The organism is Ralstonia sp. UBA689, assembly GCF_002298975.1.
Lineage (GTDB): Bacteria > Pseudomonadota > Gammaproteobacteria > Burkholderiales > Burkholderiaceae > Ralstonia.
This window is the reverse complement of record NZ_DBMV01000011.1, coordinates 58,979-73,116: the sequence shown is the minus strand read 5'-3', so window position 1 is coordinate 73,116 and position 14,138 is coordinate 58,979. Positions and strand designations below refer to the sequence as shown.

Sequence of the window (14,138 nt, the reverse complement as noted above, 5' to 3'; positions counted from 1 at the left end):
GGGCGCGATGGAAGATACGCTCCTCACACTTAGCTTGACGGCCGCGATGGCGGGGCTGCTGGTGTTCGGCGGTATTGCGCTGCGCGCAGTGCTGATGCGTCATCGCAGCGTGCGCAAGCTCGATACGGCCCTCTCAAACGTACGGGCGGGCGGCGCGCAGGCGGTGCCGGGCGGCCAGGCGAGTTCGGCGGTGGCGCCAGCGGGCAAACCGCGTCCGTATGGCTTGCGTGAGGCCCAGCATATTCAGCAGCAGATCGCCAAGGTGGGCGAGCGCTGGATCGACACAGGGCTCGGCCACCGCATCGTGACCGACGAAGACCGCAAGCTGCTGGAGGAGTGCGGCTACTACGGCGAGCGCGCGCGCACGCTGTTTGGCGGCGTGCGCATTCTGCTGCCTTTGCTGCTTGCTGTGGCGGGCGCGCTGCACGCAGCGTCTTTCAAGTGGGTGCTGCTATATGGGTTCATCGGCTTCGCGCTTGGTTACATGGCACCCAAATGGCTGCTGGGCCGACGCAAGGAACGCCGACGCCAGCGCCTGGAAGACGAGCTGCCGGTGATGGTCGACATGCTGCGGCTGCTGCAGGGCGTTGGGCTGTCGATCGACCAGAGCCTGCAGGTCATCGCCAACGAATTCCACAGCATGCTGCCGGTGCTGGCCGGCGAATTCGGTCGCGCCAACCAGCAGTTTGCTTCGGGCCGGTCGCGCGAGCAGACACTGCTGCGCATCGGCAGGTTGTTCGACAGCGAAGACTTGAAAGGCCTGATCACGCTGCTGACGCAGGTGGATCGGTTTGGCGGTGCGGTGCAGGAGCCCTTGCGCCAATTCGCCCTGCGCCTGCAGGAAAACCGCCGCGCACGCTTGAAGGAGCGCGTGGGCAAGCTGACCGTCAAGATGACGATGGTCATGGTGCTGACGCTGCTGCCGGCCTTGCTGATCATCACGGCCGGGCCCGGCTTCATGAACGTGATGCGCGCACTGCACCCGACTTCTGGAGGACGTTGACCGTGCCGAAGTTTCAACCCTTAATGCGCGCCGGCGCGGCCGGCATGCTGACCCTGGCGGCGCTGCTGACCGGCTGCGGCTCGATGGCGACGTCCGACATGAGCCGCCGGGCGGACGCCGATATCGAGATGGCCCGCCAGCGCCAGAGCGAGGAGAAGACGGAGATCACCAACCCGGGCACATATCTGTCGCTGATTCGCCGCATGCAGGAGCAGGGTCTGTATTACGCATCGCTGGCGCACATCGATGCGTATCAGCAGCGCTTCGGCCGTTCGCCGGACGTGCTGCTGCTGCATGCCGATGCCCTGCGCGAGACCGATCAATTGGCCGCCGCCGAGGCAGACTACCGCGCGGTGGTGGCCGCTACATCGGCGTCGGGCGGCGGTACGCAAGGTGCGTTGCAGAACGCCAATGCCTGGCGGGGGCTGGGCATCACGGCCGGGCGACAGGGTCAGTTTGCAGAGGCTGCGCGTCGCTTGCAGGTGGCAGCCCAGGGCAATCCGACCGACGCCACCACCGCCAGTGATTTCGGCTATGCCCTGATGCGCGCCGGCGACGTCGAGCAGGCGCGCGTGCCGCTGATGCAGGCCGCGCAACTGGACGCAAGCAACCCGAAGATTGCCGGCAACCTGGCGATCTGGCTGACCGTCAATGACCGCAAGGCAGATGCCGCCGCCATGGCGGCGCGTGCCCAGTTGGGTGCTCCGGCGCGCAAGGCCATCGACGAGGATGCCGACCGCGTGCGCAGCGCCTGGCGCGATCGCCGTCTTGCGCGGCAGGCCGTGCCGGTGGTATCTGGCGCCTCGCGTGCAGTAGCCGCAGCACCGGCGACGTCCAACTCGAACACCAATAGCAGCGTTCTCGGTCCGCTTGCGTTGCAGCGTGGCCGCCTGCTCGACACCTTGGGAGCCGCACAATGACACGCCGAACCCTGTTGATCGCCTGCGCGATGGCTTTGCTCTGCAGTGGCCCGGCGGCCGCGCAGGGCTTCTCCGGCTCCGGCCCGCAATCGCCGGCGCCGGTACCGCCCAAGGCCGCCAACGAGGTCAACGTCGCCACGCGCGCATTGCTGGCTGCGCAGCGCGACGGCACCTACGCAGGCGAGGCTGTTCCGTTACGCGGTGAGCAGGCCGCGCTGGCCTACCAGCGCTATCTCGACACGTTTAGCCGACCAATGCCGGGGCTGTCGCAGGGAATGACGGGCCAACGTGGCAGCTCATCGGCAAGCCCTTCCGGCACGTCACGCTGATCGTTACTTCTAATGCGCTTTTGATGCCTGTGACACGTCTGCCCAATACCTCTGCACGTGCGCGCCACCTCCATCGTTCAGCACGAGGGGCGGTCAGCGTTCTCACGGCCATCTTTATCGCCACGGTCGGGCTGGCGGTGCTGGTGAGCGTCGACATCGGTAATCTCTTCTTCTCGCAGCGCGCGCTGCAGCGCGCGGCGGATATGGCGGCCATGGCGGCGGTGCAGCGGTTGGACTTGGCCAGTGCCGTGCCCAACCCGGCGCAGCTTGCGGTCCAGCAGAATGGGCTGACACTGGATTCAGGCAACGTCAATGTGGTGTATGGCGTGTGGGATGTCAGTGCCGGCACCGCGCCCACGTACTTCACCGCACAAGCGGCCATTGACGACAATACCAATGCTGCGCGGGTCACGCTCAAGCAGAACGTGCCGTATTTCTTCTCCGTCGGTACGCGCACCCTGACGGCAACGGCGATCGCCAAGAACACGCCGATTGTCGGGTTTTCGCTTGGGTCTGGGCTGCTCTCGCTGGACAACGGGCTGCTCAACCAGCTACTGGGCGCGTTGCTGCACACCAATCTCAATTTGAGCGCGGTGTCGTATCAGGGGCTGGCGACGACCAGCATTCGTCTGGGCGATCTGATGATTGCACTCAATGTCGGCACCATTCAGGAGTTGCTGGCGCTCTCGCCCAGGCTTGGGGATCTCTATGCGGCCATGCTGTCGGTGGCAAACCAGAGTGCGCTGGCAGGAGTCTATTGGGGCGCGCCCGGAGCGTCCAATGCCTTGTCTGTCGGCTCCGATCTGAATATTCCGATCAATATCGGCGATGGCGGGCCGGGTGCACCGGGCCTGCTCGAACTCCAGGCGTTGGTTGGCAACGAGCAAGCCGCGCTCAATACGCAGCTCAACGTGCTGAACCTTTTGACCACGGCCGCGCAGATCGCCAATGGCAAGTCCGCCGTTGCGATCGACGCGTTGAATCTGAACCTGCTTGGCTTGGGGACGGTGGGGCTTTCACTCAAAATCATCGAACCTCCAGTCATTGCCATCGGGCCACCAGGGAAGTACCTCTCGGGGCCCAATGCGGGGCAATGGCGCACGCAGGCACGCACTGCGCAGGTTGCGCTGGGGTTGAACGTCAACGTGAGCGTTCCATATCTGGTGGGCGTCAGTCTGCCAGTGGCGGTGACGGTGGCGGGCGCACAAGCTCATGCGACGCGTGCCAGTTGTGCAGTGCCACGCTCGAGTTCGACTGCGACCATTTCCGTGCAGCCGCAGCCGGCCTCTGTGTGCATTGCCCAAAAGGCCTATTCGGACGTAATGAAGAGCGCCTTTAACTGTTCCAGTGAGTCGCCCGCGCCTCTTTTGAGTTTGCTCGGTTTGGACGCCGTGAGTATCAAGGCGAACATTTCCCAGGCTCCCAGTGCCGGTTGGACGGACGTGACCATTGCAGCCAGCCAGATCAATCAGAATCCGCAAACGGATACCAGTGGACACTCGCCACCGCGAGCGGGCACGCCGGGATTTTTCAGCTCAATCCTCAACACCAACTTCAACCAACTGCAGTTGACGCTGCTTGGGCTGCCGCTTGGGGATGTCGTTGCGGCACTGGTGGCGCCGATCCTGATTACTGTCGGCGGCTTGCTGGACGCGATCCTTACGCCCGTGCTCGAACTGCTTGGCATCCAACTGGGCTATGCCGATGTGCAATTGCTCTCACTCGACTGTGACGCTGTCGAGTTGGTCTTCTGACATGGAAGCGACGACATGAAAACCGATCGCTGGGCATATGAAACGCTAGAAATATTTGTCTGGGAAGGGCGCCACGACATCGCGGACCGTGTCACGCGATTTATGGCGCCGTTCGGGGCAGAGGTGATCCGCGCGGGCGGCATCGACTTCCAGCCGACCGAGCCGCGTCTGAAGCCGAGCGTGGCCATTATCAGTGCCTCGGTGGTGGAGAGCGGTGGCTTTACCGTGCTCGACTGGCAGGCCGCGCAGGGTATGCCGGTGATCTGGGTGGCGGGTGATACGCAGCACGATCCAACCCGTTTCCCGCCCGAATACACGCATGTACTGGGGCCGGACTTTGGCGCCGCCGAGTTGCGCGCGCAGATCACCAAGTTGTTGCCGTCGATGACGCCGGCGCAGGATCAGGGGCAAAGCCAGAGCGACCTGGTGGCCGCGTCCCCGGCCATGCAGGCGCTTCTGGACCACGTCGACACCTTCGCCGATTGCGACAGCAATGTCATGCTCTACGGCGAAACCGGTGCAGGCAAGGAGCGTATCGCGCGCCTGCTGCACGACAAGAACAGCGTGTATGGCAAGGGGCCGTTCGTGGCGGTCAACTGCGGGGCCATTCCCGATGGGCTGTTCGAATCGCAGTTCTTTGGCCATGCCAAGGGCGCCTTCACGGGGGCCATGTACGCGCACCGCGGCTACTTCGAGCAGGCCAACGGCGGCACGCTCTTCCTCGACGAGCTGGGCGACCTGCCGCTGTATCAGCAGGTGAAGCTGCTGCGTGTGCTCGAAGACAGCGAATGCACGCGGCTGGGCTCCACCGTGCCAGTGAAGCTGGACTTCCGCCTGGTGGCCGCCACCAACAAGAACCTGCGCGAGATGGTCGCTCGTGCTGCATTCCGGGCAGACCTGTATTTCCGCCTGGCGGTGATCGAGCTACGCATCCCCAGCCTGGAGCAGCGCGGCGCCGATGACAAGGTCGCGTTGCTGCTGTCTTTCCTGCGGCACCTGCTGGGCGACAAGACCTACGAGAGCATGCCGCCGGTGCCCGAGTGGGTGCGCGCGTCGGTCGGTCGGGCGTACTTTGCCGGCAACGTGCGCGAGCTGCGCAACCTGGCCGAACGCATCGGCATCACCCTGCGCCAGTTCGGCCGCTGGGACGAGGCGCGCATCCTGCCCCTGTTTGCCAGCTTGCAGCGCGACGCGTTTGATCGCGAGACGAGTGGCGGTAACGGAGGCAATGGCGGCAGTCACGACCGCGGCAGCGGCAGTGACGAGGAGCGCCGCCGCATCCTCGTCGCCCTGGACGCCAACAACTGGCGTCGCCAGGACACCGCCGCCACGCTGGGGATCAGCCGCAAGGTGTTGTGGGAAAAAATGCGCAAATACCAGATCTCCGACGGCGAAACCGAGTTGCGCGAGCTGGAGTGACACCAAACAACACCCTCCCGCCGGGCGGCGTGCCCGGCATGCCACTTGGGCGGCGGATCGCGTATAGTTTTCGGCTGCAACACCTGCGCAGAGTCCACAGGGTCGAAATGAGAACTACAAAACAGTCAGGGAAAGGGTCGAGAGAGGCGTTTCAGAGGGGATTGGCCATCGCGGCCGCGGTGGCAGCCTTGGGGGGCACCGCCGCTTGCACATCGGTCGTGGCACAGAGCCCGGCTGCACCACCCACCGCTATCGCGCCGATTGCCGCCGCCGCACCGGTGCCGGCATTGACCGCCACGGTCGGCGAGGGCACTGCAACTGCCGGCAAGCCTGCCGTCCCCGGCAGCATCGCACGAACTGAAGGGGCCGCAACCAGCCCAGGCGCCGGCAGTACCGTGCTGGAACTTCAGCGCCGCATGCAGGCGCATGAGCTGTCCGAGCTGCGCACCACCTACAACGGGGCCTACGGCGCCAGCCTGCTGTTTGCGCAGAGCGACCTGACGTATTACGTGACGCTGTTCCAGCAGAAAGACCTCTGGCGCGTCATCAAGACCACCAACGAGGTTTTTGCTGAACGCCTGTACAACGACTTCGCCCGGCAGACGCGCTCGATGGCCGATCTGGAGTTGCAGCGCATCCGCCTGGAAGCTCAGAAGGAACGCGCCGAGCGCCTGATTGCCGCACAGGAAGACAAGCTGCGTGGCCTGCGGACGGATCTGGATATTCAGCGCCAGCAGCAGGCCCAGGCACAGGAACGCCAGAAGGTTGCCCGCACCGAAGCCGATACGCTGGACGTGGAGCGCCGTGCCGCCCGCGCTCGCCTGGACGAGTTGCAGCGCCAGATCCGCGTGCTGGAGTCGCAAGTCAACGCGCCGTTCAATTCGTCGCATCGCAATCGCTGAGCCGGGCAGCGCATCACTCCCACACGCACAATCGGGCGGCCTACGGGTCGCCCGATGCATTTCTAGGCGGCTGCATTCAAACGCGGCGTTGCCGTTTGATGCCAGCCGACACGACGCGTACATTGGCGGACAACCCATTTTCGCAGTCGACCGCGCATGCGCTCCGCCTCAGAGTTGCCCGCCAATGCCTCCGCAGCAGCGGCGGTGCCCATCCCGCAGCCCGAGGGCCTGCCGTGGCTGGGCAACCTGCTTCAATTGCCCAAAGACCGCCTGGCCCAGACGCTGCTGGAAACCAGCCGGCTGTTTCCCGAAGGGATCTATCAGCTCGACTTCGCCGGCCGCCGGGTGCCGTTCGTCTATTCCGCCGACCTGGTGGCCGAGCTGAGCGACGAAACACGCTTTCGCAAGCTGATCGGCCCGCCGCTGTCGTTCCTCCGGGCGGGGGCGGGCGATGGGCTCTTCACCGCCCATCAGGACGAGCCCAACTGGGGCAAAGCCCACCGCATCCTGCTGCCCGCCTTCGGCCAGCGCGCCATGAAAGGCTACTTCGACGTGATGCTGGAGGTGGCCAACGCCCTGGCCGACAAATGGACGCGCCAAGGGCCGGACGCCGACATTCCGGTGGCCGATGACATGACACGGCTCACGCTCGACACCATTTCGCTGGCGGGCTTCGGATACCGCTTCAACTCGTTCACCACGCCCGAACTGCATCCGTTCCTGGCGGCCATGGTGGGCGTGCTGTCCGAGGCCATGGGCAAGCTCACGCGGCTGCCGCTCAAAGACCGGTTCATGCGCGAGCATCACCGTCGCTTTGCGCGGGATGTGGCCGCCATGCACCAACTGGTGGACGAGGTGATCCGCGCGCGCCGTCAGGCGCAGGACGGCGGCGTCGGCGCGAGCGATCTGCTGGGCCTGATGCTTAACGCACGCGATCCGGTAACGGACATGCCGCTGGACGACACCAACATCCGCTTCCAGGTCATCACTTTCCTGATTGCCGGGCATGAAACCACGAGCGGGCTGCTGACCTTCGCGCTGTATCTGCTGCTGCGCCACCCGGCCGTGCTGGCGCAGGCTTATGCCGAAGTCGACCGCGTGCTGCCGGGCGAGACCGTGCCGCAATATGCGCACCTGGCACAGCTCGACGTGATCGAGCGCGTGCTGAAGGAAACGCTGCGCCTGTGGCCGACCGCCCCGAGCTTTGGCGTGGCGCCGTACGAGGACACGCGCATCGGCGGGCGTTACGCCATCCGCAAGGATCAGCGCGTGGTGACCGTGCTGATGGCCTTGCACCGCGACCCGGCCGTGTGGGATCGCCCCGAAGTGTTCGACATCGACCGTTTCCTGCCCGAGAACGAGGCGAAGCTGCACCCGCACGCCTACAAGCCGTTCGGCAATGGCGAGCGCGCGTGCATCGGCCGCCAGTTCGCGCTGACCGAAGCCAAGCTGGCGCTGGCAGTGATCCTGCAGCGCTTTGCGTTGTCCGATCCATATGACTACGGCTTCCGTATCAAGGAAACACTGACCCTCAAGCCCGACGGCTTCCGCCTGCGCGCACGGCTGCGCAACGCGCGCGAGCGGCTTGTCGTGGCGGTGCCCTCGCGTGCCGATACGCTTGTGCAAACCGATGCTGAAGCCGCGCTCACAGGTGGCGGCGAACCCATGCACGTGTTGTATGGCGGCAGCCTCGGCACCTGCCAGGACATCGCGGAGCAGATCGCTGCCACGGCCTCGCGCGCCGGCTTTGATGCCAAGGTGGCGCCGCTCGACGCGATTGCCGATGCGTTGCCGCAGCAGGGCACGCTGATCGTGGTGGCCGCTACCTACAACGGCCGCGCGCCGGACAGCGCCCGTACGCTGGAGGCGCGGCTCGATGCCGCCGGTGGGGGTGTGCCGGCGCGGGAGGCCCCCGGACTGCGCTATGCCGTGCTCGGCTGCGGCAACTCGCAGTGGCCGGCATTCCATGCGTTCCCCAAGCGGGTGGAAGCCATGCTCATCGCCTCCGGCGCGCAGGCCATCGTGCCGCGCGGCGAAGCCGACGGCAACGGCGGTTTCGATGCCGCCGTCGACGCCTGGACGCGCAGCCTGTGGAGCGCCCTGGGTGCCCGCCAGGCGCAAGGCGACGATCTGGCCGTGCATGTCGACTATCTCGCCCCCGACGTCGTGCGCGCCCCCACGTTGCCGCCGGCCGCCCGCACCATGACCGTGTTCGCCAACGACGAGCTTGTGAGCGACCCGGCCGGCCTGTGGGACTTCGCCCGTGAGGCGCCGCGCGGTCCGACGCGTCACCTGACGGTGCGACTGCCCGATGGCGTGACCTATGCCACCGGCGATCACCTCGCCGTCTATCCGCGCAATGCCGATGACCGCGTCGACGCCGCCATCGCCCGGCTCGGCCTGGAGGGCGATGCGCTTGTCACGCTGACCGCGCGCCACGCCCATGTGCGGCACCTGCCGCTCAACCAGCCGGTGTCGGTGCGCCAGTTGCTGCGCGACTTCGTCGAGTTGCAGGACACGGCCACCATGCGCGACATCGCCGCGCTGCAGGCGGGTACGCGCTGCCCCTTCACGCGCGGCCAGCTTGCGGTGTGGCTGGAAGGCGAGGCCGCCGCGCAGCGCTTTGATCACGACATCCAGGCCGCGCACGTGAGTGTGCTCGACTTGCTGATCCGCTTTCCGGCCATCGAGCTGACGCTCGAAGGTTTTCTCGCGCGCCTGGGCGCGATGCGACCGCGCTTCTATTCCATTGCCTCGTCGGCGCGCGTGTCGCCGGGCGTGGCGGCGCTGACGGTGGGAATGGTGTCGGGGCCGGCGTGGTCGGGCGTCGGCACGTATCGCGGTACGGCGTCGCATTACCTGATGCGGTTGCCGGCTGGAGCGGAGATCGCTGCCGCCGTGCGTACGCCCAACCCGCCGTTCGCGCCGGATGCGGATGCGAGCAAGCCGATGGTGCTGATCGGGGCGGGTACGGGCATCGCGCCGTTCCGCGGCTTTCTGGAGGAGCGCGCCGCGCAGCACGCAGCCGGCGAGGTGGTGGCAACATCGCTTCTGTGCTTCGGCTGCCGGCATCCCGAGCACGACTTCCTGTACCGCGACACGCTGCGCGACTGGGAAGACGCAGGCGTGGTGCGCGTCTTCCCGGCGTACTCGTGCGTGGACAGTCATCCGCACCGCTTCGTGCAGGATGCCTTGTGGGCGGCGCGCGAGGCTGTCTGGGCCGCTTTCGACGCAGGCGCCACGTTGTACGTGTGCGGCGACGGCCGCGCCATGGCGCCGGCTGTGCGCGATACGCTCATCCGCATGCACCAGGCGCGCCACGGCAGTGATCTGGCCACCGCATCGGATTGGCTGACCTTGCAGATGCAATCCGGGCGTTATCGGCAAGACGTCTTCAACTGACCCGGCTGTGGTTGTCGCGCCGCAGCATTGCGGGTCGCGGTGGGGTGAGGCGGGCACGCCGCATGTTACGATTTGCCCTCGAAGCACCGCGCTTATGTCCTGGCGACGCACTGTCTGACGCGTCCGGCGCGGGGTTTCGCGAGGAGAAATGACAATGCGACGCCCGATTAAAGCGTCCTGGATGGCGATCCTGGTTTTTACCCTGATAGGTGCCGGTTACTTGTGGATGTACCGGTTCGAGCCGCTGCTCTCCGGCGAGGCGGGCAGCGACGTGTTCGTGTGGGACCGCTGGACCCACCGCGTCTGCGCGCTGACCGACCGTGGCGAGGCCACCGAATGGCGCTGCGATAACGCCATGGAAACCGACGGCGGCAGCAACAGCAACTCCGACGTCTCTACACGCCTGCGCATGCGCGACGCTGTGCAGCGCATCAAGCTGTAGTTCGGCCTTTCCTGCGCCTGCCGTTCGTGCGGGCGAGGTTTCCTTCTGGCTTCAACCCATGCTCGGCTCGGCCGTTTCGACCAATTCCGGCGCAGGCACGGCCGGCAGCTTGCGCGCCTGCGCTGCCTCCATGCGGCCCTGACGCTGGAACGGCCCGAGGTTCTGCGGCTGCCCTGACTCCAGCGCGCGTTCAATGGCAGCCAGCACGCGCACGTCGGCCAGGCCTTCCTCGCCATTGGGTTCGGGCTCGCGGTGGTTCAGGATGCAGTCGGAGAAATACTGCAGCTCGCCGCCAAACTGGTTGGTGGCCGCGAATGCGCGCTCATGCACCTGGCCGCCCAGCGTGAGCCGGTGCCGCAGGCCCGTGCCAAACGTAAAGCCTGGCGACACTTCCAGATCCCCCTTGGTGCCGACGATGCGGTACTGATCGACGTTTGTGCTGCTGTAGCTGACGATGAACTGCGCGACGCGGTGGTCGGCAAAGCGCAGCGTCACGCAAACCGTGTCGTCAAAATTGAAGGGCAGGTGCGGATCGCGCACGCCGACGGCCGCCACTTCTACCGGCTCCTCGCCAAAGAGATTGCGCACGGCGTTGATCGGATACACCCCCATGTCGGACACAGGGCCGGCCCAGTAGCCGTGGTTGGCGCGGTGGTTGGACGGCGCCACCGACTGGCTGAACATGGCCGAGAACGAGCGCACGCGCCCCAGCTTGCCCGAGCGCACGAGTTCGATGGCGGCCAACGTGGCCGGCTCGAAATGCAGGCGGTAGGCGATCATCAACTTGGCGTTGCCCTGCTGGGCGGCTTCGATCATGGCTTCGCAATCGGCCTCGCTGGTGGCCATGGGTTTCTCAAGCAGGACATGGATGCCGCGTTGCAGCGCAGGCAGGGCGTACTGCCGGCGCATGTCGTTGGGCAGGGCGAGGTAGATGGCGTCGATCTCGCCGGAGCCGAGCAGGTGCTCGTAGTCCGCATAGCTGTGGACGTGCTCGATGCCATAGCGCGCGCCCAGTGCGGCAGCCTTGACCGCGTCGCCCGTCAGCAGCGCGGTGACGACGGAGTTGCTGCTGTGCGCCACGCCTGGCAGGAAGGCTGCCTGAGAGATCCAGCCGGCGCCCACCACGGCATAGCGCACCGGGTTGTGCGGGGCGCGTTGCGCCGCAACCGCGGCGGTAAATGGCGGTGTGCGTTCGGCTTCATGGGAAGCGGTAGACATGACAACTCCTTTGCAATCGTTGCGCACGGGTGTGCGAGCGCCATGGGGCGGCGCTCGGTCACGGGCGGGCTCTGCAACGAGGTAGCAAATGAGGTGCCTGTACCAGGCAAAGGGCGTCAGATCGGGCTTGGCGGGCGGCTCAGGTGTGCGCGGCCCGGCTGTCGCTGGGGGCCTGATCGCGCTCGTTCAGGCCGTAGTCGCGCACCACGTGAGCGATGCGCAGGCGATAGTCGGCGAATGCCTTTTCGCGGCCGAAGTGCTGGGCACTGCGGTGTTGCTCCAGGTTGCGCCAGGCCTTGATGGCCTCTTCATCGCGAAAGAACGACAGCGAGAGCATCTTGTCCGGATTGGTGATGCTCTGGAATCGTTCCACGGAGATGAACCCGTCGATCTGTTCGAGCAGCGGCTTCAGATGTGCGGCCAGGTTGAGGTAGGCGTCGCGCTGGCCCGGGGCGGGCACGACTTCAAAGATGACGGCGATCATGGCGGGGTTCCTGCTGGGGTCTTGGTCTTGGAATGTCAGGCTGAAAACACCGGGATACGTGCATTGGGCGATGGGCGGTATGTCACCTCGGTTGTCTCGCCAAGGCGGGCGAACCAGCGTGGGGCGCCGTGCAGATTCAGCAGATGCTGCACCGTTTCGCGCGCGATGACGACTGCCAGGGTTTCGGCTGGGCAGCGGTGTACGCCGGCGCCGAATGTCCACAGGCGCGGCCGGGTGCGGTCGATATCGAAGCGCAGCGGATCGGGGTTGACTGCGGCATCCACATTCGCTGCGGCCAGCAGCACGAGAATGCGGTCGCCGGCGCGCACGGGCTGCCCGAGGACTTCGGTATCGTGGGCGACAAAGCGGCGCGTGTTCTGCACTGGTGCATCCCGACGCAGGACTTCACGCACGAACGGCTCGACGGCCTCCGACTGCGCGCGCAGGCGCTCGATGAGCTCCGGATGCCGTGACAGCGTGACGATGCAGTTGCCGAGCAACCCGGCGCAGGCGTCGTACGTTTGGGCGAGCAGGGCGGCGAGGTTGCTGATTTCGGCGGCGTCTTCGCCCGTGGCGAGCCGCGAGCCCGCGAAGCGCTGCTGCAAGCGGCCGACGGCGGCATCCGCGTGTTCAACGGCCGATGGACTTGCGCCAGGCCCGAGCGCGGCCAGATAAGCAGCGATGTCTGTCTGGCAGGCTTGCGTGTCGGCATGGTCGGCCAGCAGTGTCTGCGCGATGGTGGCCAGCGGTACGCGGAAGTGCGCATCGGCGCCCAGCGCAGCATCGAGCGACGCGGTATCGGGCAGCGCTGCATATGCCTGCCGATGCGCGCGGGCGGCCAGCGCGGAGATATCGAGCCGGCCCAGTGCGGCCATCACGGTGGCCTTGCGTGCGCCGTGGTCTGGCCCATCGATCTGGCGTACGAGTCGGCTGAAGAAGGCGCCTGTGGGCGACGCGGCTACCGCCTTTGGCACGGGCTCATCGACGGGGCGGACCCGGCATGCGGTGCTGCCGAGTACGGCATCCACCACATCGGCGCTGGCGGCGACCCACCAGCCGAGAGCGGCATCGAAGAAGATGGGCCGTGTGGCTGCGAGCCCAGCGTAATACGGTGCTGGATCGGCGTGCAGGATGGCTTGCAGCGGATCGGCAGGCGGGGCAGCAAGCCGGGCGGGGGCGATGTCCATGATGGCAATCAGCGCGGTGGAGCGCGGGAGTAAGATGGCCCCTATTGTCTGGACTGGCCCCACACCTGTCACGCACCAACAGTTTGGTCTGCATCGAACCATGACCGCATCGTCCCCAGCCACGCAACCTGATATCGGGCGGGTGGCCGCCACCATCGGCGATCCGACACGCATCCGCATGCTGCTGCTCCTGATGGAGGGCCGTTCGCTGACCGCCAAGGAGCTGGCTTACGGCGCGGGCGTCGAACCCGCGACTGCCAGTGCGCACTTGCGCCGGTTGGAGGCGGATGCGTTGGTGACCTCGCTGGCCAGCGGGCGCTACAAATATTTCGGTCTGCGTTCGCCGGCGGTGGCGGAGATGATCGAATCATTGATGGTGGTCGCGCCCGAGAAACCGGCCGATCCGCGCCGCTCGACCGTGCCCGAGAACCTGCGCGCGGCGCGGCTCTGCTATGACCACCTGGCCGGAGAACTGGGTACCGACGTTTCTGCAAAGCTGCTGGCACATGGCTGGATCACCCAGCCCGGTGACACCCATGCCGAGTACGACGTCACGCCCGCAGGCGAGCGCGCTTTCGCCGCCATCGGCATCGACGTGTTGGCCCTGCGCGAGGGCCGCCGTCGCTTTGCGTACGGCTGCATGGATTGGAGCGAACGCCGTCCGCACTTGGCAGGCGCGCTGGGTGCTGCCGTTGCCGAGCGCTGCATTGCGCTGGGGTGGCTGGCGCGGCAGAAGCACTCGCGTGCGTTGACGATGACGGTTGCGGGGGAGGCCGGTTTGCGGGATTGGCTGGCGGGTGAATAAACCCTGATGATTATCAGATTCTTTAATTAGGAATTAATTTTTCTTAAAATCAGTGTTGCGCGGCTTGAATCAGGGTTTTCCCTCCGCGGTGAACTCAAATTTGGTGCTTCCGGTATTAATCTGGAAGTCGTAAGTTGCATCCTTTGTGCTAAGGGCGCAATGCGCTAGCCGATGCTCAAGTGCGATCATTTGATGCTGTCTCTGGTTTTCTCTCGCCTGGGAGTGCCAAGAGCGGCGCCAGTTCTTATGCGCAGTGGGGCGCCAGGTTCCAGT

The 14,138-nt window shown here is 65.9% G+C and carries 12 protein-coding genes; 9 read left to right on the top strand and 3 right to left on the bottom strand.

What is annotated here, in order from left to right:
* Positions 1-7: 7 nt before the first annotated feature.
* The 8 genes from B4F51_RS05945 (at position 8) to B4F51_RS05910 (ending at position 10,171) form a co-directional block, all read left to right on the top strand.
* The gene (locus B4F51_RS05945; protein WP_296224165.1) at positions 8-1,003 is read left to right on the top strand and encodes a type II secretion system F family protein; all 996 of its coding nucleotides are present in this window, start codon (positions 8-10) and stop codon (positions 1,001-1,003) included.
* Positions 1,004-1,026: 23 nt separating this feature from the next.
* On the top strand, positions 1,027-1,923 hold the full coding sequence (locus tag B4F51_RS05940) for a hypothetical protein (protein ID WP_349676275.1): 897 nt from the start codon (positions 1,027-1,029) through the stop codon (positions 1,921-1,923).
* Positions 1,920-2,252 (top strand): DUF3613 domain-containing protein, encoded by a 333-nt coding sequence (locus B4F51_RS05935; RefSeq protein WP_296224163.1) that lies wholly within the window; start codon positions 1,920-1,922, stop codon positions 2,250-2,252. Before B4F51_RS05940 ends, B4F51_RS05935 begins: the two co-directional genes overlap by 4 nt.
* 23 nt (positions 2,253-2,275) lie before the next feature.
* Positions 2,276-4,006, top strand: a complete 1,731-nt coding sequence (locus B4F51_RS05930) for a TadG family pilus assembly protein (RefSeq protein WP_296224162.1) — start codon at positions 2,276-2,278, stop codon at positions 4,004-4,006.
* Positions 4,007-4,021: 15 nt separating this feature from the next.
* A complete protein-coding gene (locus B4F51_RS05925) occupies positions 4,022-5,425 on the top strand; it encodes a sigma-54-dependent transcriptional regulator (protein ID WP_296224161.1) in 1,404 nt (467 codons plus the stop codon).
* A gap of 107 nt (positions 5,426-5,532) precedes the next feature.
* Positions 5,533-6,327 carry a DUF2968 domain-containing protein gene (locus B4F51_RS05920; RefSeq protein ID WP_296224160.1) on the top strand — a complete coding sequence of 265 codons (795 nt, stop codon included), beginning with the start codon at positions 5,533-5,535 and terminating at the stop codon, positions 6,325-6,327.
* A 156-nt stretch (positions 6,328-6,483) separates the two neighbouring features.
* Positions 6,484-9,729 (top strand): bifunctional cytochrome P450/NADPH--P450 reductase, encoded by a 3,246-nt coding sequence (locus tag B4F51_RS05915; protein ID WP_296224159.1) that lies wholly within the window; start codon positions 6,484-6,486, stop codon positions 9,727-9,729.
* 154 nt (positions 9,730-9,883) lie between these two features.
* Positions 9,884-10,171 carry a hypothetical protein gene (locus B4F51_RS05910; RefSeq protein WP_296224158.1) on the top strand — a complete coding sequence of 96 codons (288 nt, stop codon included), beginning with the start codon at positions 9,884-9,886 and terminating at the stop codon, positions 10,169-10,171.
* A gap of 51 nt (positions 10,172-10,222) precedes the next feature.
* Here the strand turns inward: B4F51_RS05910 and B4F51_RS05905 are convergent, their stop codons facing one another.
* The 3 genes from B4F51_RS05905 to B4F51_RS05895 all read right to left on the bottom strand — a co-directional run bounded on the left by B4F51_RS05905 (position 10,223) and on the right by B4F51_RS05895 (position 13,060).
* Entirely contained in the window at positions 10,223-11,389 is a 1,167-nt protein-coding gene (locus B4F51_RS05905) for a Gfo/Idh/MocA family protein (RefSeq protein WP_296224157.1), read from the bottom strand.
* Positions 11,390-11,528: 139 nt separating this feature from the next.
* Positions 11,529-11,873, bottom strand: a complete 345-nt coding sequence (locus B4F51_RS05900) for an antibiotic biosynthesis monooxygenase family protein (protein WP_296224156.1) — start codon at positions 11,871-11,873, stop codon at positions 11,529-11,531.
* A gap of 35 nt (positions 11,874-11,908) precedes the next feature.
* A complete protein-coding gene (locus tag B4F51_RS05895; protein WP_296224155.1) occupies positions 11,909-13,060 on the bottom strand; it encodes a cytochrome P450 in 1,152 nt (383 codons plus the stop codon).
* A 100-nt stretch (positions 13,061-13,160) separates the two neighbouring features.
* On the opposite strand from B4F51_RS05895, the gene B4F51_RS05890 reads away from it, so the two are divergent.
* A complete protein-coding gene (locus B4F51_RS05890) occupies positions 13,161-13,865 on the top strand; it encodes an ArsR/SmtB family transcription factor (RefSeq protein ID WP_296224154.1) in 705 nt (234 codons plus the stop codon).
* The last annotated feature ends 273 nt before the right edge of the window (positions 13,866-14,138 follow it).